This is a genomic window from Pseudoduganella sp. R-32 (assembly GCF_049913245.1).
In the GTDB taxonomy this organism is placed as follows: Bacteria; Pseudomonadota; Gammaproteobacteria; order Burkholderiales; family Burkholderiaceae_D; genus Rugamonas.
Genome location: NZ_CP183987.1, coordinates 2,611,278 through 2,634,837, shown reverse-complemented (window position 1 = coordinate 2,634,837; position 23,560 = coordinate 2,611,278). Strand labels below are relative to the sequence as shown.

Annotated in this window: 24 protein-coding genes, 2 tRNA genes, 1 pseudogene and 1 riboswitch; of the genes and pseudogenes, 19 read left to right on the top strand and 8 right to left on the bottom strand. The window is 61.4% G+C overall.

The features are described from left to right. Positions 1-8: 8 nt before the first annotated feature. From ACN9MU_RS12075 to glyA, 4 genes are all read right to left on the bottom strand, one after another. A complete protein-coding gene (locus tag ACN9MU_RS12075; RefSeq protein ID WP_426344633.1) occupies positions 9-884 on the bottom strand; it encodes a PilW family protein in 876 nt (291 codons plus the stop codon). Beyond that, on the bottom strand, positions 881-1,504 hold the full coding sequence (pilV, locus tag ACN9MU_RS12070; protein ID WP_426170881.1) for a type IV pilus modification protein PilV: 624 nt from the start codon (positions 1,502-1,504) through the stop codon (positions 881-883). The genes ACN9MU_RS12075 and pilV overlap by 4 nt, the downstream gene beginning before the upstream one ends. A gap of 60 nt (positions 1,505-1,564) precedes the next feature. Further along, a complete protein-coding gene (gene nrdR / locus ACN9MU_RS12065; RefSeq protein ID WP_090443505.1) occupies positions 1,565-2,038 on the bottom strand; it encodes a transcriptional regulator NrdR in 474 nt (157 codons plus the stop codon). A gap of 78 nt (positions 2,039-2,116) precedes the next feature. After that, a complete protein-coding gene (glyA, locus tag ACN9MU_RS12060; protein ID WP_426170880.1) occupies positions 2,117-3,361 on the bottom strand; it encodes a serine hydroxymethyltransferase in 1,245 nt (414 codons plus the stop codon). A gap of 81 nt (positions 3,362-3,442) precedes the next feature. Beyond that, positions 3,443-3,553, bottom strand: a riboswitch (ZMP/ZTP riboswitch). A 214-nt stretch (positions 3,554-3,767) separates the two neighbouring features. Between glyA and ACN9MU_RS12055 the strand changes: the two genes are divergently transcribed. From ACN9MU_RS12055 to ACN9MU_RS12000, 12 genes are all read left to right on the top strand, one after another. Continuing rightward, positions 3,768-4,511, top strand: coding sequence for an SDR family NAD(P)-dependent oxidoreductase (locus ACN9MU_RS12055; protein ID WP_426322571.1), 744 nt, complete (start codon positions 3,768-3,770; stop codon positions 4,509-4,511). A 119-nt stretch (positions 4,512-4,630) separates the two neighbouring features. Continuing rightward, a complete protein-coding gene (gene ybgC / locus ACN9MU_RS12050) occupies positions 4,631-5,029 on the top strand; it encodes a tol-pal system-associated acyl-CoA thioesterase (RefSeq protein ID WP_426170877.1) in 399 nt (132 codons plus the stop codon). 18 nt (positions 5,030-5,047) lie between these two features. Beyond that, entirely contained in the window at positions 5,048-5,737 is a 690-nt protein-coding gene (gene tolQ / locus ACN9MU_RS12045) for a protein TolQ (protein ID WP_426170875.1), read from the top strand. Positions 5,738-5,752: 15 nt separating this feature from the next. Further along, positions 5,753-6,193, top strand: coding sequence for a biopolymer transporter ExbD (locus ACN9MU_RS12040; RefSeq protein WP_426337391.1), 441 nt, complete (start codon positions 5,753-5,755; stop codon positions 6,191-6,193). Between the two features lie 3 nt (positions 6,194-6,196). Further along, the gene (locus ACN9MU_RS12035) at positions 6,197-7,051 is read left to right on the top strand and encodes an energy transducer TonB (protein ID WP_426170872.1); all 855 of its coding nucleotides are present in this window, start codon (positions 6,197-6,199) and stop codon (positions 7,049-7,051) included. After that, a complete protein-coding gene (gene tolB / locus ACN9MU_RS12030; RefSeq protein WP_426170870.1) occupies positions 7,051-8,313 on the top strand; it encodes a Tol-Pal system beta propeller repeat protein TolB in 1,263 nt (420 codons plus the stop codon). The genes ACN9MU_RS12035 and tolB overlap by 1 nt, the downstream gene beginning before the upstream one ends. Before the next feature lie 55 nt (positions 8,314-8,368). Beyond that, entirely contained in the window at positions 8,369-8,893 is a 525-nt protein-coding gene (gene pal / locus ACN9MU_RS12025; RefSeq protein ID WP_426170869.1) for a peptidoglycan-associated lipoprotein Pal, read from the top strand. A gap of 80 nt (positions 8,894-8,973) precedes the next feature. After that, a complete protein-coding gene (locus tag ACN9MU_RS12020) occupies positions 8,974-9,498 on the top strand; it encodes an OmpA family protein (protein WP_426170867.1) in 525 nt (174 codons plus the stop codon). Positions 9,499-9,585: 87 nt separating this feature from the next. Then, positions 9,586-10,338: a tol-pal system protein YbgF gene (ybgF, locus tag ACN9MU_RS12015; RefSeq protein ID WP_426170865.1), complete on the top strand. Its 753-nt coding sequence runs from the start codon at positions 9,586-9,588 to the stop codon at positions 10,336-10,338. A gap of 64 nt (positions 10,339-10,402) precedes the next feature. Continuing rightward, positions 10,403-10,478: transfer RNA gene (locus tag ACN9MU_RS12010), tRNA-Lys, on the top strand. A 17-nt stretch (positions 10,479-10,495) separates the two neighbouring features. Beyond that, positions 10,496-10,571, top strand: a tRNA-Lys gene (locus ACN9MU_RS12005). A gap of 638 nt (positions 10,572-11,209) precedes the next feature. Beyond that, positions 11,210-11,827, top strand: a complete 618-nt coding sequence (locus ACN9MU_RS12000; protein ID WP_426322561.1) for a hypothetical protein — start codon at positions 11,210-11,212, stop codon at positions 11,825-11,827. 22 nt (positions 11,828-11,849) lie between these two features. Here ACN9MU_RS12000 and ACN9MU_RS11995 read toward each other — a convergent pair whose 3' ends face one another. Further along, positions 11,850-12,893, bottom strand: a complete 1,044-nt coding sequence (locus tag ACN9MU_RS11995) for a hypothetical protein (protein ID WP_426322559.1) — start codon at positions 12,891-12,893, stop codon at positions 11,850-11,852. A gap of 104 nt (positions 12,894-12,997) precedes the next feature. On the opposite strand from ACN9MU_RS11995, the pseudogene ACN9MU_RS11990 reads away from it, so the two are divergent. The 3 genes and pseudogenes from ACN9MU_RS11990 (at position 12,998) to ACN9MU_RS11980 (ending at position 16,132) form a co-directional block, all read left to right on the top strand. After that, positions 12,998-14,946 (top strand): annotated as a pseudogene (locus tag ACN9MU_RS11990) (phosphatase PAP2 family protein). 32 nt (positions 14,947-14,978) lie between these two features. Beyond that, positions 14,979-15,788: a helix-turn-helix domain-containing protein gene (locus ACN9MU_RS11985; RefSeq protein ID WP_426170851.1), complete on the top strand. Its 810-nt coding sequence runs from the start codon at positions 14,979-14,981 to the stop codon at positions 15,786-15,788. Positions 15,789-15,820: 32 nt separating this feature from the next. Further along, the gene (locus tag ACN9MU_RS11980; RefSeq protein WP_426170850.1) at positions 15,821-16,132 is read left to right on the top strand and encodes a putative quinol monooxygenase; all 312 of its coding nucleotides are present in this window, start codon (positions 15,821-15,823) and stop codon (positions 16,130-16,132) included. Here the strand turns inward: ACN9MU_RS11980 and ACN9MU_RS11975 are convergent. After that, complete coding sequence (locus ACN9MU_RS11975; protein ID WP_426170848.1) at positions 16,129-16,806, bottom strand: substrate-binding periplasmic protein; 678 nt, start codon at positions 16,804-16,806, stop codon at positions 16,129-16,131. The genes ACN9MU_RS11980 and ACN9MU_RS11975 overlap by 4 nt on opposite strands. 218 nt (positions 16,807-17,024) lie before the next feature. Between ACN9MU_RS11975 and ACN9MU_RS11970 the strand changes: the two genes are divergently transcribed. Further along, entirely contained in the window at positions 17,025-17,816 is a 792-nt protein-coding gene (locus tag ACN9MU_RS11970) for a tetratricopeptide repeat protein (RefSeq protein ID WP_426344632.1), read from the top strand. Further along, positions 17,753-17,968: an energy transducer TonB gene (locus tag ACN9MU_RS11965; RefSeq protein ID WP_426344631.1), complete on the top strand. Its 216-nt coding sequence runs from the start codon at positions 17,753-17,755 to the stop codon at positions 17,966-17,968. Before ACN9MU_RS11970 ends, ACN9MU_RS11965 begins: the two co-directional genes overlap by 64 nt. Positions 17,969-17,974: 6 nt before the next feature. Here ACN9MU_RS11965 and ACN9MU_RS11960 read toward each other — a convergent pair whose 3' ends face one another. Continuing rightward, complete coding sequence (locus ACN9MU_RS11960) at positions 17,975-19,039, bottom strand: acyltransferase family protein (RefSeq protein WP_426344630.1); 1,065 nt, start codon at positions 19,037-19,039, stop codon at positions 17,975-17,977. A 104-nt stretch (positions 19,040-19,143) separates the two neighbouring features. Then, positions 19,144-20,367: a GNAT family N-acetyltransferase gene (locus ACN9MU_RS11955; RefSeq protein WP_426170844.1), complete on the bottom strand. Its 1,224-nt coding sequence runs from the start codon at positions 20,365-20,367 to the stop codon at positions 19,144-19,146. Positions 20,368-20,524: 157 nt separating this feature from the next. On the opposite strand from ACN9MU_RS11955, the gene ACN9MU_RS11950 reads away from it, so the two are divergent. Next, on the top strand, positions 20,525-21,529 hold the full coding sequence (locus ACN9MU_RS11950) for a LysR family transcriptional regulator (protein WP_426170843.1): 1,005 nt from the start codon (positions 20,525-20,527) through the stop codon (positions 21,527-21,529). 78 nt (positions 21,530-21,607) lie between these two features. Then, positions 21,608-23,557 (top strand): glycoside hydrolase family 97 protein, encoded by a 1,950-nt coding sequence (locus ACN9MU_RS11945; protein ID WP_426344880.1) that lies wholly within the window; start codon positions 21,608-21,610, stop codon positions 23,555-23,557. Positions 23,558-23,560: the final 3 nt, after the last annotated feature.

The window sequence follows — 23,560 nt, the reverse complement described above, 5'->3', positions numbered from 1 at the left end:
TGCTCTCCTTAATGGTTGCGCAAGGCGACCGTCGCCGTGAACAGCCGGCGCGCGCGACGCTGCATCGGCTGCGGCAAACCGGCTTCGTCGATACGTGCGCCCGGGTCAAGGCCCGGCAGCAAATCGTAGCTGCCAAGCCGGCCGCCCGCACGCGAACCGCGCTCACCGTGCAGCAGCAAGGCAATGCGAACGCTGGTGACGCGGCGCCAATGAGGACGCAGCGCACGCTCGGATACGGGAAGCGCGGCATCGAGGGCATCGATGCCGCTGGCGGTCATGTAAAGGTTGGGGATGTTGTCGCGCGGGCTGTCCATATCGACGCCATACAGTACGTGGAAGGCATCCACCCCACGCACCACGGCGTCCGCGCCCCAACCGTTTTCACCCCTGTATTTGCAGCGAAGTTCGGCAACGCCGTCTCCAGCTTGGGCGATGTAGAAGATGCTCCAGGCCCATTCGCCCGGGTCGGCCGGGAAACCGGCGCAATTGAGCATGGCGCCACCGCCCTCCGCGCCGGCGATTGCTGCAGGTGCATAGCGAATGGCGAGTGCATCGCTGCCGTTGACAGCTGGCAGCGCTGGGCCGAGGCCGTCGGCGTTGGTTGCCACACTTGCGGCGTCGCGGCCTTCGATGGCCAGGGGCGACGTTGGCGCGGCGGCGACCTCCGCGCCTGGCTCGCCGGGATAGCCCGCCTGCCGCAGGGATTGGCCGATGATTGCCAGTGCGAAGCGGCCACTATCGTCAATGCGGGTATTGGCGCCGTTATGCAGGAAGTCGCTATCGGACGCGTGCAGGAGGGAGGCGGCCGCCAACGCTACCAACAGGCTGAGCGCCATCGCGACGAGGACTTCGGCCATGGCCAGGCCATGCTGGCGTGCTGTCATTGCATGTCTCCTGCGGCTGGCGGATCAACCGGATCGTTTGGAGCCGGCTGGGCGGGCGCCGCTGGCGGTGGGCCGGGCAAGGGTGGCGGATCGGCCAGCGCGATGGGCAAAGCAACGCCTGGAACGGTGGCCAAACCGGCAGCAGCCCCATCTGGCCGCCGGAAGCGCCAGCCTATCTTGATGACGACGGGCGCATCGGCGCCACCGGAGCATGGCCATTGCAACTGGCCGCCCGGCGCCGTGTCGGCGTCGCGGCAGATGACGGCGCGGGCTTGCGGCAGCACAGCCGCAAGGTGACGGCGGAACTCTTCCAGCTCTTGCCGCGCCATGGCGCCGGAATCGCAGGGCGCGCCGGCACAGGAAGCCGGTGCGCCGGAAACGCCGCTGGCATCGCTGGCGTCGAATTCGAATCCCAGGTAAGCGGAGGACTGCGCGGCGTTCGCGCGGATGTGGTCAGCAAGCGTGGCGGCAGCCTGCAGGGCTTCGGTCTGCAGGCTCGACTCCTGTCGAGTGCGCATGGCGTGGGCCTGCATCGCCAGCGCGCCGACCAGGCCGACGGCGAGCAGCAGCACGGCAACCAACACTTCCACCATGGTGAACCCAGCAAATGGACGATGCATGGCACAGCCCTCCCCTGCTGATCAAATTAGTCAGCAGAGGACTCGCGGGTTTGAGAAATATCAAGCCTTGGGAGAGAGCTCTTGACCGTCACCAACTTCTTCGATCGCGTCCTGGAATTCGGCCAGGTCTTCGAAGTTCTTGTAGACGGATGCGAAGCGGATATACGCCACTTTGTCCAGGCGCTTGAGCTCGGCCATGACGAGTTCGCCGACGAAGACCGAATCGACTTCACGCTGGCCGCTGGTCAGCAGCTTTTCTTCGATCGAGGAAACCGCCTTGTCAACGGACTCGGCGGCAACAGGGCGCTTGCGCAAGGCCAGCATCAGGCTGGCGCGCAGCTTGTCGGCCGAATACTCGGTGCGGCTGCCGTTCTTCTTGACCACATAAGGCATGGTCAGTTCGATCCGCTCCCAGGTGGTGAAGCGCTTGTCGCAGTTCACGCAGCGCCGGCGCCGCTTGATGGCGTCCCCTTCCTCCGACACGCGGGTGTCGAGGACCTGGATATCATCGTGCTGGCAGAACGGGCATTTCATGGATTGAGCGTCTCTTATTATTGAATGAAAAAGCGCCGGACCTTACGATCCGGCGCCTCGATAGTACCAACCGCTTGCTTAGGCGTAAACAGGGAATTTGTCAGCCAGCACCTTCACAGCGGCTTTCACGCGCTCGATGGTTGCTGCATCGTGCGGGTTATCCAGCACGTCGGCGATCAGGTTGCCCACTTCTTCCGCTTCGGCTTCCTTGAAACCGCGGGTGGTGAAGGCTGGCGAACCCAGGCGGATGCCCGAAGTCACGAATGGCTTCTGCGGGTCGTTCGGGATGCCGTTCTTGTTGCAGGTCATGTGCGCCTGGCCCAGGATCGCTTCCGCTTCCTTGCCGGTCAGGTTCTTGGCGCGCAGGTCGACCAGGAACACGTGCGACTCGGTGCCGCCGGAAACGATGCGCAGGCCGCGCTTGATCAGGGTCTTGGCCAGCACGTCGGCGTTCTTCACCACTTGCTGCTGGTAGGCCTTGAATTCAGGGGACAGGGCTTCCTTGAAGGCCACTGCCTTGCCGGCGATCACGTGCATCAGCGGGCCGCCCTGGATGCCAGGGAAGATCGCGGAGTTGATGATCTTTTCGTGTTCGGCTTTCATCAGGATGATGCCGCCACGTGGGCCGCGCAGGGACTTGTGGGTGGTGGAGGTCACGAAGTCGGCGTGCGGAACCGGGTTCGGATACAGGCCAGCGGCGATCAGGCCGGCGTAGTGGGCCATGTCGACCATGAAGTAGGCGCCAACGGCCTTGGCGACTTTGGCGAAGCGCTCGAAGTCGATCTTCTTGGAGAAGGCGGACGCGCCGGCGATGATCAGCTTAGGCTTGTGTTCCTTGGCCAGGGCTTCCATTGCGTCGTAGTCGATGTCTTCTTCAGCGGTCAGGCCGTAGGAAACGACGTTGAACCATTTGCCGGACATGTTCAGCGCCATGCCGTGGGTCAGGTGGCCGCCTTCCGCCAGCGACATGCCCATGATGGTGTCGCCTGGTTTCAGGACAGCGAAGAACACGCCCTGGTTAGCCTGGGAACCGGAGTTAGGCTGCACGTTGGCTGCTTCGGCGCCGAACAGCTGCTTCACGCGGTCGATTGCCAGTTGCTCGACGACGTCCACGTACTCGCAGCCACCGTAGTAGCGCTTGCCAGGATAGCCTTCGGCGTATTTATTGGTGAGCTGCGAGCCCTGGGCTTCCATTACGGCTGGCGAGGTGTAGTTCTCAGAAGCGATCAGCTCGATGTGGTCGTGCTGGCGCTTGTTCTCGTTCTGGATAGCGGCAAACAGCTCCGCGTCAACGTTGGCGAGGGTGTGATCTTTTGCGAACATGAAATTACTCCAGTTTTTAAGGCAGATTGGATCGAATCGGGAGCCAAAAAGTGACAGGGCAGCCGAAACGCACGTTTCCATCGTGGCTGCCCAGGCGAACGGCTGTTTGAGATCTCACGTTCCCCGGTGGTTGCCCACCTCTCACCAGCAGCGCAAGCGCCAGCTAGTTTTTCGCCAGTTACGTGAGACAGTAATGGAGCCAAGATTGTAGATTAAGTGGCCAGATCCGGCAATCGTTTGGCCGGATTCGGCGGATTTCGGGGGTTATTCGGCCTAAAACCGGTAAACCGGTGCCTGACCCGCAGGGTCAGGCACCCTCTGCGCACAGGGGTCTGACCCTGCGGGTCTGACCCCGCCTTACCGGTTTGGCGTTAGAATCCCCCAAGTTAACATTGGGAGTTCGACCATGATCGTGTTAGTTACCGGCGCAACCGCTGGTTTTGGCGCCGCGATGGCGCGTGTTTTCGTGAAGAACGGCCACAAGGCCATCGCCGCCGGCCGCCGCGCCGAGCGCCTGGAAGCCCTGGCCGCCGAACTCGGCCCGAACCTGCTGCCGGTCAAGCTCGACGTCACCGACAAAGGCGCGATCCACGCAGCCCTGGCGTCCCTGCCCGCCGACTGGAAGGAAGTCGACGTCCTGATTAATAACGCCGGCCTCGCCCTCGGCATCAAAGGCGCCCACGAAGCCGACCTGGAAGACTGGGAAACCATGATTGCCACCAACTGCACCGGCCTGGTCACCATCACCCGCGCCCTGCTGCCAGGCATGGTCGAGCGCGGCCGCGGCACCATCATCAACCTCGGCTCCGTCGCTGGCGCCTACCCTTATCCCGGCGGCAATGTGTACGGCGCCACCAAGGCCTTCGTCGAACAATTCACCCTGAACCTGCGCGCCGACCTGATCGGCACCGGTGTGCGCGCTACCAATATCGCCCCCGGCCTGTGCGGCGGCACCGAATTTTCCAACGTGCGCCTGAAAGACGACGCTGCCGCAGCCAAGGTTTACGAAGGCACCACCCCGCTGACCGCCGACGATATCGCCAACACAGCTTTCTGGATTGCAACATTGCCGCAACACATTAATGTAAATTCCATCGAATTGATGCCAACCTGCCAAGGATTCTCGCCATTCGCGATCAAACGCGGCTAAAATGCCGCCCCATATAAGGGAAAACCGTAAGCAATTGTTACGAGATTGTGCAAAATGCCTTGTCGCTGATTCATTTGGCGTAAAATGTTGCCGATTCTCACTTAGTAGCTCTTCTATCTATGTCGTCTGAGTTCACCTGGGATGTCCGTGTTTATTACGAAGACACGGACGCCGGCGGAATTGTCTATTACGCGAACTATTTGAAGTTCTTCGAGCGCGCACGCACTGAGTGGTTGCGCTCCCTCGGCGTTAACCAGGATATCCTCCTGCGTGAGCACGACGCCATGTTTGTTGTCAAAAATGTCAGCGCGGACTACCACGCGCCAGCGCGACTAGACGATGTAATAAAATTGACGCTTCGTATTGATAAACTGGGCCGCGCTTCGATCCAGTTTGTACAGGAGGCGTGGTGCGGCGACCGCCTCTTAAATACTGCCCACGTAAAAGTAGGCTGCGTCGACTCGGCCCTGCGCCCACGCGCCGTGCCTGATGCCGTTGCGGCCCGCATGCGCGCATAATAATTAGATTGAGAAACAATGAACGTCACCCAAGACCTTTCCTTCATCGCCCTCATCACCAACGCACACCTGATCGTTCAGTTGATCATGGCGCTGCTGCTTGCGGTTTCCGTTATCAGCTGGACCTATATCTTCAAGAAGCTGTTTGATGTGCGCGGTGCGCGCAATCAGACCATCGAATTCGAGAAGACCTTCTGGGCCGGCGGCAACCTGCATGCCCTGCACGCCAGCGCTGGCAGCAACCGCGCCAACAGCGGCGCCCTGGCCCGCATCTTCGAGGCCGGCATGGGTGAATTCATCAAGGGCAAACAGGCTGCAGCATCCAGCCGCGACATGAATATGGGCGACGTGCTGGACGGCGCGCGCCGCGCCATGCGCGCTGCTTTCCAGCGTGAGATGGATGCACTGGAAGCGCACCTGGCCTTCCTGGCTTCGGTCGGTTCCGTTTCCCCTTACATCGGCCTGCTCGGTACCGTGTGGGGCATCATGAACGCCTTCCGCGGCCTGGCCAATGTGCAGCAGGCGACGTTGTCGGCTGTGGCGCCCGGCATTGCCGAAGCGCTGATCGCGACTGCTATCGGCCTGTTCGCAGCAATTCCGGCCGTGGTGGCGTACAACCGCTTCTCGCACGATATTGACCGCCTGGCGATCCGCTTCGAGAGCTTCGTTGAAGAATTCTCGAACATCCTGCAGCGCCAGTCCCGTTAAAAGGCGAAACTGAAGATGGCTTCCTCCTTCTCCAGCAGCATGCGCGGCAGCCGCGGCGGCCGCAAGCTGAAGTCCGAGATCAACGTCGTGCCTTATATCGACGTGATGCTCTGCCTGCTGATCATCTTCATGGTGATGCCGACCTCGAACAACCCGCAGTCGATCGACCTGCCCCACGCGGAAAAAGCGTCGCGTCCGCCGGATGCCTATATCCAGGTACAGGTGAAGCCCAACGGCTCGCTGATGATCGGCATCGCCGGCAAGTCGGCTGAAGCGCCGGAAACCGAACCGAACCGCGATGCACTGGTGCGCAAGCTGCGCACGCTGCACGAACAATATCCCGAGTACCCGGTGCTGATCGCCGGCGACAAGGAAAGCAAGTACGACGATGTGATCCAATTGATTTCCGAAGCGAAGAAGATGGGGATTAACCGCGTTGGCTTGGCAACGAAGTAAGGCATGGCAATGACGATGGCAAATGCAGGCGGACCGTATCGCGTGCCGAAGCGGCACGGCGGCACGCGCGCGTTTGCGCTCGCGCTGGCGATGCACTGCGTGCTGTTTGCGTTCCTGTGGGTCGGTATTCGGTGGAACAACGACCCGGTCGGCGTCGACGCCGAAATCTGGGACATGACCACGCAGATGGCCGCACCTAAAGCGCCTGAACCGGAGCCGCAGCCTGAACCAGAGCCGCCTGCGCGCGAGCCTGAGCCGACGCCGCCTCCGCCACCGGAAGTGGTGAAGCCGGTGCAGCCTGATCCTGAGATCGCGCTGCAGAAGAAGAAAGAAAAAGAGAAGAAAGAGCTCGAACAGAAGATCGCCGAGCAAAAGAAAAAGCTCGAAGATGAGAAAAAGCGTCTGGCCGAGCAGCAGGACAAGCAAGACAAGCTGGATAAGCTGGAAAAAGAAAAAGCCAAAAAACTGGCGGAACTGAAAGAGAAGGAAAAAGCTGCCAAAGCCCGTGCTGCAGAAATGCAGCGCATCATGGGTTCGGCAGCTGCAGGCTCCACCGGAACGGCGGCACGTTCAACCGCGCCTAACCTGGACAAGGGCTATGTCGCAAAGCTGCGCACCAAGATCATGGGCCGCATCGACTATCCTGGCGCCAAGCAGGATATCGAGGCAAGGTTCATGGTCAGCCAGCTTCCTAGCGGCGAAGTCATGTCCGTGAAGAAAACGAAAAGCAGCGGTGTAGCTGCGTATGACACTGCGGTGGAGAATGCGATTTATAAGGCCTCGCCCCTGCCGAAACGCGATGACGGCACGGTGGCGCGCGAGCTTGAACTCGTGTTCAATTTGAAGGACGTACCTTGATGAACAAAGCTAAATTGATGTTCGTAGCGGCCGGCGCGGCGTTTGCGCTGTCGGCCCAGGCGCAACTGCGCGTCGAAATTTCCGGTGTCGGCAGCAACCAGATCCCGGTTGCCATCGGCCCATGCGCCAATGAAGCAGCGGCACCGGCCCAGATCTCGGAAATTATCAAGGCTGACCTGATCCGCAGCGGCATGTTCAAGGTCATCGACGTTACGCCGACCACTAACCTGATGCAGGTCGATGCCACCGGCTTGAAGTCGCTCGGCGTCGACGCACTGGCCGCTTGCGCCGTGCAGCCAGCCGGGAATGGTTCGTTCGAAGTGCAGTACCGCCTGATCTCCACCCTGGGCAAGGACCTGTCGGCCCTGAGAACACAGGTACCGAACCAGTATGGCCGCCTGGCAGCGCACAAGCTGGCGGACGACATCTATGAAAAGCTGACCGGCTTCAAGGGCGTGTTCTCGACCCGCATCGCCTACGTGGTCCAGCAAGGCCGCCAGTACCGCCTGGAAGTGGCTGACGCCGACGGCGAGAACGTGATCCCGGCCCTGACCTCGAGCGAACCAATCATCTCGCCATCGTGGTCGCCTGACGGCACCAAGGTCGCCTACGTTTCGTTCGAGCAGCGCAAACCGGTGGTCTACGTGCAGAATCTGACGACCCGCCAGCGCACCGTAGTGGCCAACGAAAAGGGCAACAACTCCGCGCCGGCCTGGTCGCCGGACGGCAAGCGCCTGGCGGTGGCGCTGTCCAAGCCCGGCAACACCCAGATCTTCATCGTCAACGCCGACGGCAGCGGCATGCGCCGCCTGACCAACGGCACCACCATCGACACCGAACCGCAATTCAGCGCCGATGGCCAGTCGATCTATTTCACCAGCGACCGCAGCGGCGGTCCGCAGATTTATCGCATGAGCGTCAACGGTGGCGAAGCACAGCGTTTGACGTTTGGCAGCTCGTACAATATCAGCCCGCGCATTTCCGCTGACGGCAAGACGCTGGCTTATATTTCGCGGCGCGATGGCGGCGCCTTCCAGCTGTTCGTATTGGACCTGGAATCCCGCCAAGAGCAACGCCTGTCCGATACCACAAGCGACGATTCGCCAAGCTTCGCTCCGAATGGCAAGTACATCCTGTACGCCACTCAGAACGGCGGCCGCCGCTCGCTGGCCGTGGCATCGACAGACGGCCGGGTTAAGCAACGCCTGAGTATTCAGGCGGGCAATATCAAGGAACCCACTTGGGGCCCTTTCATGAAGTGAAGAAGTAAAAGAAGTAAACGAGAAGTAGCACCTTTAACGACCAGGAGAAATAAAAATGCGTAACGTAAAACACGTAGCCTTCATCCTCAGCACTGCAGCCCTGCTGGCAGCTTGCTCCACCCCACAGCCAGAAACCAAGCCAGTAGCCGTGGAAGAAAAGCCAGTGGTTCAGCCACCTAAGGAAGAACCACGCGTGGTTCAGCCAGTGCAAGCACAAGTTGACGAACTGGACATCCCAGGCGGCAAGCTGGCCAACCGTTCCGTGTACTTCGACTTCGACAGCTACGTTGTTCGTGAAGACGGCAAAGAAGTGGTGTCGAACCACGCTGCATACCTGGGCAAAAACCAGCGCACCATCCTGATCCAGGGTAACACCGACGAACGCGGCGGCTCCGAGTACAACCTGGCCCTGGGCCAGAAGCGTGCTGAAGCTGTGCGCAAGTCGATGGCAGCCCTGGGCGTGGCCGAGTCCCGCATGGAAGCCGTGTCCCTGGGCGAAGAAAAGCCTAAGGCTGAAGGCCACAACGAAGAAGCATGGTCGCAGAACCGCCGTGCTGACATCGTTTACAAAGCTAAGTAATTTTTTAGCTTAACAATGCCGCACTCGAGGGGCGGTGCGCAGTCTAGTCTGCGCACCGCCCCTAATTTTTTCGCAATAGAATGCGCAAAATCGAAAAACATATTCCCGCAATCTGCAGCATCGCGTTGCTGGCTGCTTGCTCCACCCCGCAGCAATTGGCAGCGTCAAAAGAGGTTGCGCAGGAAATTCAGGTGCCTCCCGAGCGCGTGATTTGTGGCCCGATGCCGCTCCCAGACACCGATATCGACGAACTGGATATCCCCGGGGGCTCCCTGGCCGAGCGGTCCGTACACTTCGACTTCGACAGCTACATTGTGGGCGAAGATGGGAAACAAGTGGCGCGGAACCACGCCGCGTACCTGGTCAAGAACAAGCGTACCGTCCTGATCCAGGGGAACACCGACGAACGCGGCGGCTCCGAGTACAACCTGGCCCTTGGTCAGAAGCGAGCCGAAGCTGTGCGCAAGACGATGGCCGCACTGGGCGTGCCAGAAGGCCGGATGGAAGCCGTCTCGCAGGGCGAGGAACAGCCCGCGGCTGAAGGCCACGACGAACAAGCATGGTCCAAGAACCGCCGTGCTGACATCGTCTACAAGGCGCGATAGGCCAACCGCCAGAGATGTCGCACAAGGGGCAGCGCGCAGTTTATACTGCGCCCTGCCCCATTTCTTTTTTTGTGCAAGGAAGAAAAAATGAAATTCACTAAGTCTGCCCTGATGGCAGCCCTGTTCGCTGCCACCCTGCCCCTGACCGCATCGGCCGGCCTGTTCGACGATGATGAAGCACGCAAGGCCATCATGGATCTCAAGTCCAAGGTCGCCAAGCTGGAAGCGGACCTGAAAAACCTGATCGACACCAAGACCGACAAGAACACCACGCTGGACATGATCTCGCAGCAGGACCAGCTCCGCGAAGAAGTTGCACGCCTGCGCGGCCAGACTGAAATTCTGCTGAACGAAATCCAGGTCGCGCAAAAGCGCCAGAAGGACTTCTACACCGACCTCGATGCCCGCATGAAGAAGCTGGAACCGCGCCAGGTAACCATCGACGGCCAGACCTCCTCGGTCAATATGGACGAACAGAACGCCTATGACAACGCGATGGCACAGTTCAAGGGCGGCGACTACAAAGGCGCGGCTGGCGCGCTGCAAGACTTCGTGAAGCGCTTCGGCGCCTCGGCCTACGCTTCGAACGCCCAATACTGGCTGGGTAACGCCTATTATGCCCAGGGCGACTGCAAAAACGCCATCACCGCTCAGCAAGTGGTCGTGAAGACCTGGCCGGATAGCCCGAAAGCCGCCGACGCCCTGCTAAACATCGCAAGCTGCCAAACCGAACTGAAGGCGGTCAACAATGCCAAAAAGACATTGCAGGAGCTGATCAAGAATTATCCAGGCACCCCAGCGGCCGCTACCGCCAAGGACCGCCTGAAATCCATCAAGTAAAAAGTGCAGGCGAGTATTTGACAGCTGGGCCGACCCAGCCTATAATCTCGCTTCTTCTTTCGACGGGTCGTTAGCTCAGTTGGTAGAGCAGCGGACTTTTAATCCGTTGGTCGCAGGTTCGAGCCCCGCACGGCCTACCATTCGAAATGAGAACCTTGGGTCGTTAGCTCAGTTGGTAGAGCAGCGGACTTTTAATCCGTTGGTCGCAGGTTCGAGCCCCGCACGGCCTACCAAGATACGCAGAGAAGCCCACGAATTTCGGTTCGTGGGCTTTTTTGTTTCTGGTCGCTCCCTGGTCGCACAGGACGTGCAACGCCATGATGCCTCATCCACTATTTCCGCCTGTACAATACAAACATCAGACGGGCCACCTATATAGGCTGAATTCAGGTTAGCGCAGAGCCACGGATTCGAACTCCGTGAAGCCAGCGCTGAGCGGAGAAACAACGTCTGTTTTGACGCCGACAATGAAGCTCGTTGGGCGGACGACTTGCATTCCTTCTGCCGTACAATTGCCAGATCATGTCTACCGCCCCCCTCCCGACCGAGTCCGAGTTCGCAACGGCTGAAGAAGCCGAAGCCTACGATATTTGGTTTCGGACAAAAGTACAGATGTCGCTTGACGATCGCTGTCTCCCCGCCCCCACGAAGTAGTAATTGCAGCACTCCGTGTTAGCGCGACTGCAATAGAAACTCTTGCCGTAGTCCATACCCGACAACAGTTTCCTTAATGATCCCGAGCAAACGACCAACGGTTTGAAAGCTCTTGAAGCGGCAAGCGATCTTGTGACTTTTTGCGCAATTTGCAAAGCGGCCATTCCGATAACATGCCCGCCCACCTGCCGAATTGCCGGGACTACATCGGAAACTCATGAAAAAAACATTCGCACTTGTCGCTGCAACCGGCGCCGTGTTCGCGGCACTGGCCGCTGGCATCTACAGCTATTCGACCGCCGGCCAGCCCGCTTCAGACACCAAGGCGGTCCAACCGCCGGTGACGGCCAACGCAAAACCTGCAAGCACCCCTGCCGAGCCTGTGACAGTAATCGGCACCTACTTCAACATGGAATACAGCGACACCGACGAGCCCCACGCCAATTCCGGCTATAGCCTGGATCTGTACAAGCAAGGCAATGTCGTCTTTGGCGCCATTGGTATCGCCGACGGTTCATTGGAACCATCGCAAGCGTCCATCTATGACGTTATCTACAATGAAGAACAGAAGACCATCTCGTTCAAGGCAAAGTATTCGGACGGCTCCGAATTTGTGGGCGACAAGGAGCGCGAGGCACGCGTCCAGCTAACGTTCTCGGGCAAGATCGACAAAGATCAAATCAAGGGCACCGTGACGAAACTGGATGCGTACACGCACGAACCGCGCGAGGAACCAGAATTGGCCGTCATACCAAAGTCGGACGGAGAGCCCGACGTTCCCACAAGTTTTGATGAATGGGACAAGTCCCACAGCCACCCAATACCGAAGTGGTAAATAGAGTCTCTGGCCGGCGGGGTTAATTCTTGTAACCGCTCGCCTCCAGGATACCCGCCGGATCTTCGAGTTCAATCAGTTTTCGGATCGCCGCCTGCTTGTCGGAGGCGCGGTTCACATAAGCTTCGGCAATGCGCATGCCGATCCAATAGCCCGCCTCGCTCGGCCAGCCTTCCGGAGCGCTGCCGTAGTTGGCAAACCAACGCTTGAATCGTGGGCTGGCGCCAGGTTTGCGCAAGCTCTCACTGTCGGACCGCATGAACTGGCGATCGCGCTTGAACTCTTCCCACAACCACGACTCGCGCTGGCGTGCCCACGCATCGCGCTCGGGTTCGGGTATTTCGCCGGTGACCAAATTTGCGAGGTAGTCGGCAACGCCCTCCCTCAAGGCTTGGCTTAACAGTGGATCGGCGAGGGCCTGCGGTGTTTCCGCCTCCTGCCAGGTGTGGACTGTTTCGTGCGCGAAGAAGCCGCGCATCCTGGTACGGAACTGTTCGGGGGTTGTGCCCGGCGGGCAGGTCACCTCGAGGCCAATTACCTGCGTGTCCGAACTGGCTGTTCCTCCTGAATTCAACGCGCCGAACACGACCTCGATTGCAGGAAGCGGGCGCTCGGGAAGCAAGCCTGAAAAGGCGAGGTAGATCGCTCTGAGGTCGCTTCGCAACGCTGGAAGGCGTGGCAGGCATTCCCTGATGGCATAGCGATAGGTGTCAGGTTTGGACGCAACGTTGCGCGCCAGGCGCTCGGCGTTGACAATGCGCATTGGGGTGAAAATCTTGACGCCTGGGCCGGCGCGATCCAGGTATTCACGTTGCAGGACTTCGGCCGTCGGCACGGCATTGTCCTTCATCAGGTTTGCAAAGCGGCGGGCATCGTCCGTGCCAATATCGACGGTGAGCGGGTTGACAGCTGCGGCAAATACCACGCTGCTCCATAGCGCGGCAACTGGAATAAGAAAATGTCTGATCATCTTTGAGGCAGGTGCGGGTAATGAGGGAATCCAGGCCGCAAGATAACACTTTATCGAATTGAAAAGAAGTTTTAGCAATATCGATTTCGATATCATGCGATGACATTTTCATCATCAGGCTTTTCAGCGGCCCCGGGTAATCGATATGTCACAAGCCCTCTTTACCTTTGTGCGTTTTCAACTAACGCACGGTAACCAACATGCAAAAGCCTTCCTCGCGTCGCAACCTCCTGGCCCTGGGCATTACGCTCGGCCTGAGCGCCTGCGGCGGCGCCTCCTCCGACGAACCGCTGGTGATCCCGGCGGCGCCAGCCGACCAGGGCGCGGCGGAAGTGGTGCCGCTTCCCACCGTGACCGCTTTTGTCGACACCATCGCCACTAACCAGCGCGGCGACGCCCGCTATGCCACGCTATCCACCAATGCCGGCGTACGCGTTCTGGGTGGCTTTCTCGATGTATGGAAACCGCTGACCGAAATAGTCGATGCGGGCGTCAGCGCGCCCGCTGTTGATGGCTTCCCGGCGGTGGTCCCTTCAACCTGGAGCGGCGTACCTAACGATGGCACGCCGGACGGCAAGGTGGTCAACGCTGCTGTGCACCAGGCCAATATCGATTATGTCGTCAAAGCCACCGCAAGCCGCAGCGCGGTGCAAGTGGTGCAGGCCTACCTGGATGACCGCCGCGGCAAAGGCTACAGCGTCACCGACGGCATGGGCCCACTGACCGACGCCTGGCGCAGCGCGGCGCAGCAAGTCACCAGCATTACCACCGTCGCCAGCGACGCCACCAGCAAGCTGTATAACGATACCGGCAATAACACCGGCGTTGCGGCAGCGCCAATGAACGTTTCGGCAGCGTGGTCGACCTTGTCAACCTGGTCGGCAACAACGCTTCCACCGAACCGGCCAAGCGTTTCTACAAATACGCCCGCCCCTACCGCTGGAGCAGCAGCGTGCAGGTGCTGCCGACACTGGTGCCGGCCAAGAGCAGCACTCCGACTACCGACGGCGGTTTCACCAGCGGCCACTCAGCCGAAGCCGTGCGCGACGCTGTCGCCATGGCGTATGCGGTGCCGGAGCGCTTCCAGGAAATGCTTAGCCGCGGCCTCGAGCTGGGTGAATCGCGCATCCTGGCCGGCATGCATTCGCCGCTGGATGTCTTGAGCGGCCGTATCCTCGGCCAGGCCAGCGCCGCGGCGAATCTGGCGGACCCTGCGAACATGGCCAGGAAAGCCGCTGCCGTCACCCAGGCGCACGCCACACTGATGGCGGCTACCGGCACCAACGCCGATACCTTTGCCACGTTCGCGCAATCGGGCACGCTCGCCGACGACCGGTTTGCCGACTATGCGACCAACAAGGCCAACTACCTGCGCCGGCTCACGTATGGCTTCACGCCTGTCTCCGCGACCAATGCCATCGCCGCTGTACCGAAAGGCGCCGAAGTGTTGCTGGAGACGCGCCAGCCTTACCTGAGCGATGCGCAGCGCCGCGTCGTGCTCAAAACCACCGCCCTGCCATCCGGCTACCCAGTGATGGATGATGCGGAGGGATGGGGCCGAATCAACCTGTTTGCCGCAGCCGACGGCTACGGGGCGTTCAGCGGCAACGTCGTCATCGTGATGGATGCCAGCAAAGGTGGCTTCAACGCGGCAGATCGTTGGCGTAACGACATCAGTGGCAACGGCAAACTGGTCAAGCAAGGCACAGGCACGCTGAAACTGGCCGGGGCAAATACCTGGAGTGGCGGTACCGAGCTGACCGCAGGAACCCTGCAAGGCGACTCCGCCTCCGCATTCGGCACAGGCGACATGTACGTACGCGGTGGAACCCTGGTGGCTAACGCCCAGACTGCGCTGAAACTGGCCGGCAACTACACCCAGTTAAGCGGCAGCACCACCCTGGAGCTGGATCTTGGCGCCGCTTCAGGCAGCCAGGGCAGCCTGGCCGTGGCATCTACCGCCACCATCGCCGGCGGAACGCTGCACGTGAAGTTCGCCAACGGCTACAAGCCTAAAGCCGGCGATGTCCTGACGCTCATCACGGCCGCCAGCCTGAAAGGAAAATTCACCACCATCACGGTCGATGGTTTCACCAACGTCACGCCAAATTACAGCGCCACTACCCTGACGCTCACCATCGGTAGCTAAGCGCCTGGCAGGAATCGGGTAACATCGCCGGCATGCTCCTACAATGCTGGCATCTTCGCCCGACCGCTCAATTGCGCCCGTTTATCGACCGCTACTGGGGCTGGGAGGGCGATTCTCCCCTTCCGCCCCGGCTTCCGCCCGGTACCGGTTCCGAGTGCATATTTCATTACAGCTCGCCTTATCTCTTGGACGGCAAAGAGTCGCCACGGGCGGTCCTGCTTTGCCTGCGCACGCGCGCCATCGCCATCGAAGCAAATGGGGCTTTCGGGTTCGTCGCAGTGCGCTTTCGTGGAGGCAGCCTGCGGCATTTTTGCGCGGCCTCGCTGTCCCGTTTGCATGACGAGGCCTGGCCGGCCCAAGCGGTCTGGGAAGATGGTGCTGAGCGCCTGTCCGACCAGTTGGCGCAGGCCGACGGCCCAGCCGCGCGCGCCGCTGCGCTCGACCAGTTCTTCCTGGCGCGCCTGGGTAAGCATGAAGACCGCAGCGGGCACGGGCTGGACTCCCTGCTCGATAAGCTCTATTACGCGCCGGGCACCAGCATTGATGCCCTGGCCGAACTATCGGGCTGGACCCGCCGCCACTTCCAGCGCAAGTTCACCGATGCCTATGGCCTCGGCCCCAAGCAGTTTGCCCGCGTCGCCCGCCTGGGTCATACGATGCGCATGCTGGCGCTCACCCCCTCCCTGCCTGCGCTCGATGCAGCATTGCGCATGGGCTATTTCGACCAGTCGCACTTTATCCACGAGACGCGCGCACTGACCGGCAGCACTCCGCAGGCAATCATCACAGGCCTGCGCGAAAAGTCCCATTTCTACAATCCGCCATCGCGGCCGGTTGCGTAGACTCGCGATTCCATTCATTCACCGGAGCCGCCATGTACCTGCTTGCCACACTCGACGTCCATCCCCAATTCCAACAGGAGCTGCTTGCCGCACTCGATCAATTGGTGGCACATTCACGTACCGAGCCCGGTACGCTGCAATATGAAGTGCTCACGGATCTGGAAAACGAGAACCGCATCATCGTGTTCGAACACTATGCCGATGCAGCAGCCTTGCAGGCGCACATGGAAAGCGCCCCCTTGCAGGCATTGGTCGCCAGGTTCGCCACCTACCTTGGTGCGCCGCCGTCGCTGGTGCGCATGGGCCGGCGCAATGGCTTCCTGCGAGAGTTCTCGCTCTCCTAAGGCTGCGGGCCAAGGTATTGCTTCACCAGTGCGTCATAAGTGCCGTTGGCATGGAGGTTTTTCAGGCCGGTATTGAATGCATCGCGTACACGTACGTCGCGAAAGACAGCCCTGCGCGGGCTTTCCGGGAAGATCCGGTGGAAGGTCACAGGCTGCCTGGCATCGATTCGCGGCTCCAGCTTTTCCGAGAAGTAGCGGAAGATCATGCGGTCGCCCACCACGACGTCTACCCGGCCTGTGAAAAGAAGCTTGTTCTGCGTGATCTGGGCCGGCACTTCCCTGTAATCTGAATGGCCGCTGACAACAAGGCTGAAGCGGTCGCCCAGCACCATGCTCGCATTCTGGAAAGCTGCCACTGAATAATTGGCCAGGTCTTCAATCTGCTGGATCTTCAGGTTGCGGCGGGTGAGCGTGGTGGCGACGTTCTGGTAGACGATGTAGTTGTCCGTGAAGTAGTCCTGGCCGCCAATCCCTTCGCTGATGGACAGCAGGCCATCGAGCTGGCCGGCGCGCAGCATCGCCAGCGCCCGGGTCTGCGGAAGCATATGTCCAACCAGCTTATAGCCGCCGGACGCCAAAGCTTGTCTGGCGATGTCGTAGTCCAGGCCTGCAATGCCTGACTCCATGACATAAGGCGGCTTGGGCAAACCCATGCCGACGTGGACCTCCGGCATGACCGGCTCAGCCGCGCTCGCGGCGCAGCCTATGGCCAAGGCTAGCCAAAGCCACTTTCGCGCCAGGACTCCCAGTGCATGCCAACGCCACATTCAGCCTCCAGCTACAGCTGCGCTTCTTACACGATATACCAGGCGTGGCCGAATGCCTAGTTGCCTCGTACTGAGGCGCCTATAATTGCGCCTTTCTCAATATTCCAGGAAAGATGTTAAGAGCGATGCGAATCAGCCACTTCTTGATCATTTGTGCGGCAATGGCGCCGAGCCTCGTCTTGGCAGGTCCTGCGTGTCCGGACCAAAACGCCTGCATTGCAGGTGTGCTGGCAAGCGCCAGGGCGGGCGAACATGCGAATGAGCTTGCGCAAATGGCGCACTTGACCTCCCTGGCCCCCAACTGGCAAGACACACAGAGCAGGCAGAAGACCCGGCCGGGAATTGGCTCCGAAGCGACAGGCATTGACTCTCCTGCTACCGCACTGACCGCGGTTCTGCAAAATGCGAACAAGGACTACGATCAGTTGCCGGCGTTCCGCCGCGCCCTCACCCTGCAGTACTTGCAGCTAAAGCAGTACCAGGCCGCCGAGAGCGAAGCGAAGGAAGCCATCCGCCATCAACCGTTTTACGCGCCGTTCTGGTCGGACCTGGCTGCCGTTTTCATGGGCAAGGGACAGAAAGACGATGCTGTCGCGGCACTGCTGGTCGCATATAACTGGGCAAGCAACCCGACCGTCATGCGCGATGCATACCTGAAGGCTGCACAGGCAAGTGATTCCGCAACCGTTTTCAATGAAGCCGTCTCGCTGATCGACCAGAACGCGGCCAAGCTGGCCCAGGTTGAAGCGGCTTTTCCTGAGCTGATCACCGGCGCCAGGGATCCTGCAACGGGCAAGAAAGTGGCACGCCCGAGCATCGCCAGCTTTAACCGGCCAACCTGGCCCACCCCTCATTGCGCTACGAAGAGACTGGTTCCGTCAGGCTCGCATTCCTGGTTGATGAAGAAGGAAATGTAAAGCGCGCCAGGAAGCTCAAATCGAGCGGTTACAGCGAGCTTGATAACGCAGCGCTACTGGCGGTGGTCGCCAGCAAATTCACACCAGCCGAGCAGGACGGCAAGCGCGTCGCTTCATGGCTGGTGATGGAGTATGTCTGGTCGCTCGAGTAAGCGAGCCTACGCGCGCTGGGCAGCGCTGGCTGTGGAGGAAGAAGGCTGCAGCAGGCGTCCGAGCGGCACTTCGATCCAGCGATGGAAAGCAGCGCCCGCAACCAGGCTGGCGCCCCAGGCGGCCAGCATGCCGCCGCCTTGCAGCACCGGATCGGCAGGCACGAAGCGGGTGAAGGCTGCATTCACCAGCAGGCAGACCGGGAAGTGGATCAGGAAAACCGAGTACGAGGTGCGGGCCAGTGAATTGACCACGGCCAGCAAGCGGCCTTCGCCGCTGAACTGCATGCGGCCGAAGATCACCAGCGCGCACGCCACCATGATGGCCAGCGCCAGGCGGCTGCGGAAGTTCACAGCCAGCGCCAGCAAGGCCGGCAGGAAAATCGCCGCCTGCACCAGCACTGCACCGCGCGTCTTGCGTCGCGGATCGCCGGCCCACCATGCGGCCAGGCCCAGGCTATAGCTGCCGAAGAAGTACGGCCCCCAATTGTCCCAATCGGAGTCCAGGTTGAAGTGCAGCAGCGACAGCGCGCTGCCGACGGCAACCAGGCTTGGCACCAGCCAGGCGCGGCGCACCGGGCCGCTGATGCGGGCCGCCAGCCACAGGATGGCCACGACAATGGCGTACAGCTGGAAATCAATGGCGACGTACCAGGCGCCTGCCGACAGGGACGGGAAACCGAGCACGCCATGCGCCAGCACGGCGTGCGCCGCCAACTGGCCGACTGTCGCCGGGGCGGAAATCGAATGATGGTCCATCCACTGGCTGGCAAACGCGGACGCCAGCGCTGCAATCAGGGTCGCGGCGATGAAAGGCGGCGCCAGCTTGGCGTAACGGCGCCAGACGGCGCCCAGCGGGTCGACCATCACCGGCTGCGCACTCGGCGCCAGTGATTTGGCGGCCAGGAAGCCGCCCACCACCAGGAACACTTGCACGGCAATGCGCGCGCTGCCTCCCAGCCAGTCGATCAGGTCTGGCAGGATGAGCCGCACGTGGTCGGCCATGGGGCCGTAAAACGCCAGGTGGTGCAACACAATTAGCTGTGCTGCAACAGCCTTTAATAAATTGATCACGCCATACTTCATTACATCTGCTGCCGACTGTGCAAAAGGTCGACATGATAACCGAGCTCAGCAGATTAGAGGCGCGCGCCTAGCACCGCGTAAGTAACCAGATGTTACGCAGCCTTGCCTTCGGCCTTCTTGAACGGGCTACGATCCGGCGCCTCATCGTGGTCGATGTTCAGCAGCAGGTGCTTGATCACCTTGTTCATCAAAGGCTGGCGGTGGCGGATCAATACGCCGAACGTTTCCGGTCGGGCGCCCAGCGCCGCTTTCGGCTCCAGCGCGGTACGGCCGAAGGACACGCGCTTGCAGCCCAGGCCAATGGCGTCGGCAATGCCGGCGTGCAGCAGGCGCAGGTAGATCGGCAGGTCGGCCGCGGCGGCGCGGTCAAAGCCGATGTGGAAGGCGATGGCGGTCTCGCCGTCGGCAATGGTGACCAGGAACCCCAGCATCTTGCCTTCGCGCTTGAGCACACTGCAGCGGAAACGCTCCCCTGCCGCCTGCTGCAGCGCCGGGAAGTACTCCGGCAGCAGTTCGAACGGACGGAAGCCGGCGTTCACCTGCACCGCCTTGTACAGGGCATGGATCTCGTCCTGCATGGCGGCTATGCCGGTAAAGTGCTCCACCGTGCATTGCGCCGCCTCGATCGGCTTCAGGATGCCGTTGCGGATGTTGGCGCGGTACTTCGAGGCCAGGCTGGCCAGGTAGTCGTCGTAGCTTTTCCAGTCTTCGCCAAGGGCCAGCACCATGTTCGGCTCCGTTTCCACGAAGCGGTAGCTGAGGTTCTTGAGGAAGGCGGCATCCTCCGCTTGCGGTCCGTGCAAGTCCTTGATCATGACGAAGTTGGCCGAGCCGGCCAGCTTTTCCGCCTGCCGCACGCGGTACAGCACTTCGGCCACCCCGTGCCAGGCCAGTTCCGGATCGACGCCGGGGGCGATGGCGATGCCGTGCTGGCCAAAGGTCAGCAGGTTGCCGCAGGTGAGCACGCGCTGGCCCAGGCTCTCGCCCAGCGCACCGAAGGAAGTCTTGCTGGCCTGGGCCAGCTTGATGTCGGCCAGCTGCATATAGAGCGCGGCCACCGGCTGTTCATCCTCGTACACCAGCGCATAGCGCGGCTCGAGGTTGGTCGGCAGCACGGTCTCCAGCGACCGCAGGTAATCGTAGGACAGGAAGAAGCCCGCTTGGGCCGTGAGCCCTTTCCATGCCTGGGCGTCGAGCATGCCGATCGAGTCGGCGATGGCGTAACGCAGTTGGGCGGGGCCGCGCAGGCGCTTGCGCACTTCGCGGCGTTCGGACAGGGCGGTTTTCACTGAGCGCAGTTTTTGCTGGATCTTCATCGTTAGAAAATTGGCAATTGGACGGCGCAGTCTACCACGGGCCGCGTTGTGCCGAATAATTTGAAGGAGGCCACGATATGCGCGCAATCGATAAATTGGCAACACCGATACCATTTTGAACATGTTAAAAACGCCAATCGACCCGAAAGGCACTGCAATGACTGCTCCGAATCCGAACTGGTACCTGCGCGCGCGGCTCAAGACCCGCCAGCTCCTGCTGCTGATCGCCATCGACGACGCGGGCAATATCCTGCGCGCGGCGGAGACCCTGTGCATGACGCAACCGGCGGCTTCCAAGCAGCTCAAGGAACTGGAAGACATGCTCGGCATCGCGCTGTTCGAACGCCATCCGCGCGGCATGCTGCCCACCATTTACGGCGAAAGCATGATCCGCCACGCACGCATGGCCTTGAGCAGCCTGGCGCGTGCGCACGAGGATATCGTGGCACTCAAGGCCGGCCTGGCGGGCCAGGTCGACGTGGGCAGCATCATGACGCCGGCATTGGGCTTGCTGCCGCGGGCCATCACGCGCATCAAGCAGCAGGTGCCGCAACTGCGCATCGGCGTGCAGGTCGAGTCCAGCAACGAACTGCTGGAGCGCCTGCAGCGGGGCACGCTTGATTTCCTGCTGGCGCGCCTTACAGGTTTCCACGACTGCGCCGAACTGCTGTACGAGGAGCTGGCGCCGGAGCCGGTCGTGGTGGTGGCTCGCGCTGGACACCCCTTGGCCGTGCGCCACGGCCTTGGCTTGCAGGACCTGGTGCATGCGCCCTGGATTACGCCGCCGCCCGGCAGCATCCTGCGCCAGCGTTTCGACCAGTTGTTCCACAACGCTGGACTGGAGCCGCCCGCCGACGTGGTCGATACCAGCGAGATTGTGCTGATCACCAGCATGCTGCAGATGAGCGATGCGCTGAACGTCATGTCGGCGGATGTGGCGCGGCGCCTTCGGGAACTGGGGCTGCTGGCGATCCTGCCGCTGGAGCTGGACTGCCGCATGGACCCTTTCGGCATCATCCGCCGGCGCGACAGCATGTTGTCGCCAGGCGCGGAACTATTGCTGGAGGCGATCCGGCGCGAGGCTTCGGCGCCGCCCCCTGCTGTGCCGGCGCCCGCGCCGACGCCTGCGGCGTATAACCTCTACGACATAGCTCTCGCGTAAAAAGTCATTGGATCGGTACCGGTGCATGCGCATAGCATGGACCGGCACACCCATATCCGGAGACCTGCCTTGAACCATATGCCCCTTATGCGCTGCCTGGCCAGTGCGCTGCTGCTGATCGCGCCGCTGGCCGGCCACGCCGCGCCCCGCGTCGAACTCAGCTCCCCCGACCGCCAGTTGCTCGTAACGATAGATACCGGCGGCCACCTGGCCTTCGCCGTCAGCCATCGCGGCACCGAACTGGTGCTGCCCACGCCAATCAGCATGACCCTGGCCGGCCTTGGCACGCTGGGCGACAAGCCGCGCCTGGCCGGCCAGCAGCGCCGCAGCATCGATACGACCGTGCGGCCGGTGGTCGCGCAGAAGTCGCGTGAAGTGCGCGACCACTACAACTCCCTGCAGCTCGACTTCGCCGGCGGCTATGCATTGGAAGTGCGCGCCTACAACGAGGGCATCGCCTACCGCTTCCACACCTCCCTGCCCGGCCAGGTCACGGTGGAAGACGAGCAGGCTGGTGTCAGGCTGCGGCCGCAGGACACCCTGTACTGGCCCCAGGAAAAGTCGATGCAGTCGCACAACGAGCACTATTACCAGGCGCTGACCATAGGCGACGCCGCCGGCAAGCTGGTTGGCGTGCCGGCCCTGGTGCGTGATGGCGGGGTGCACCTCGTGTTCACCGAATCGGGCCTGCACGACTATCCCGGCCTGTACCTGCACGGCGAAGCGGCGGGCCTGCGCGCCGTCTTCCCGAAAGTGGCGCTGGCCGAAACGGCGCGCGACGACCGCAATGTGCCGGTCACGCAGGAGGCCCCCTACATCGCACGCACCGCTGGCAAGCGAAGCTTCCCGTGGCGCATCCTGGGTATTTCCGCCGACGCCGGCGGCCTCCTGCTGAACCAGATGCCCTATCTGCTGGCCGAGCCGCAAGAACTGAAGGAGACAGCCTGGATCAAGCCAGGCAAGGTGGCCTGGGACTGGTACAACGGCAACAAGCTCTATGGCGTACCCTTCAAGTCGGGACTCGATACCCGCACCTACCGCCACTACATCGACTTCGCGGCCGACAACGGCCTCGAATACATCATCATGGACGAGGGCTGGTACAAGCTGGGCGACCTGCTGGCCGTCAAGCCGGAGATCGACATGCCGGAACTGATGGCATATGCCAGGCAGCGCGGCGTCGGCATCATCCTGTGGGTGTCATGGAAGACGCTGGACACCCAGATGACGGCGGCACTGGACCAGTTCGCGCGCTGGGGCGCTGCCGGCATCAAGGTCGACTTCATGCAGCGTTCCGACCAGTGGATGGTGAACTACTACGAGCGCGTGGCGCGCGAAGCCGCCGCGCGCCGCCTGCTGGTGGACTTCCACGGCAGCTTCAAGCCCAGCGGCCTGCAGCGCACCTGGCCCAACGTGCTGACCTTCGAAGGCGTGAAGGGCCTGGAAAACAATAAGTGGAGCGACAAACAGACGCCGGAACACGACGTCACCCTGCCCTTCATCCGCATGTTCGCCGGCCCGGTCGATTACACCCCGGGCGCCATGAGCAATGCACACCGCAAGGATTTCGTCGCCAGTTTCGACCGCCCCATGAGCCAGGGCACGCGCGCGCACCAATTGGCGATGTACATGATCTACGAAAGCCCGCTGCAAATGCTGGCCGACAGCCCTTCGCAATACCGCGCCAACCCATCCTCGCTGGAGTTCATTCGCCAGGTGCCGGTGGAATGGGACGAAAGCCGCGTGCTGCACGCCGAGCTTGGCCGCTACGTCGCCATGGCGCGCCGCCGCGGCGATACCTGGTATGTAGGCGCGATGACCGGCGCCGACGGCCGCGACCTGGTGCTGGACCTGTCCTTCCTGGGCGACGGCGGCTACCAGTTGGACAGCATGGAAGACGGGCCGAACGCCGGGGTCTTCGCCACCGACGTGCAGAAGGGCGGCGCCAGCGTCAGCCGCAGCAGCCGCCTGACGATGCGCCTGGCGCCGGGCGGCGGCTGGGCGGCGATCATCCGCAAGATGAATTGAGGA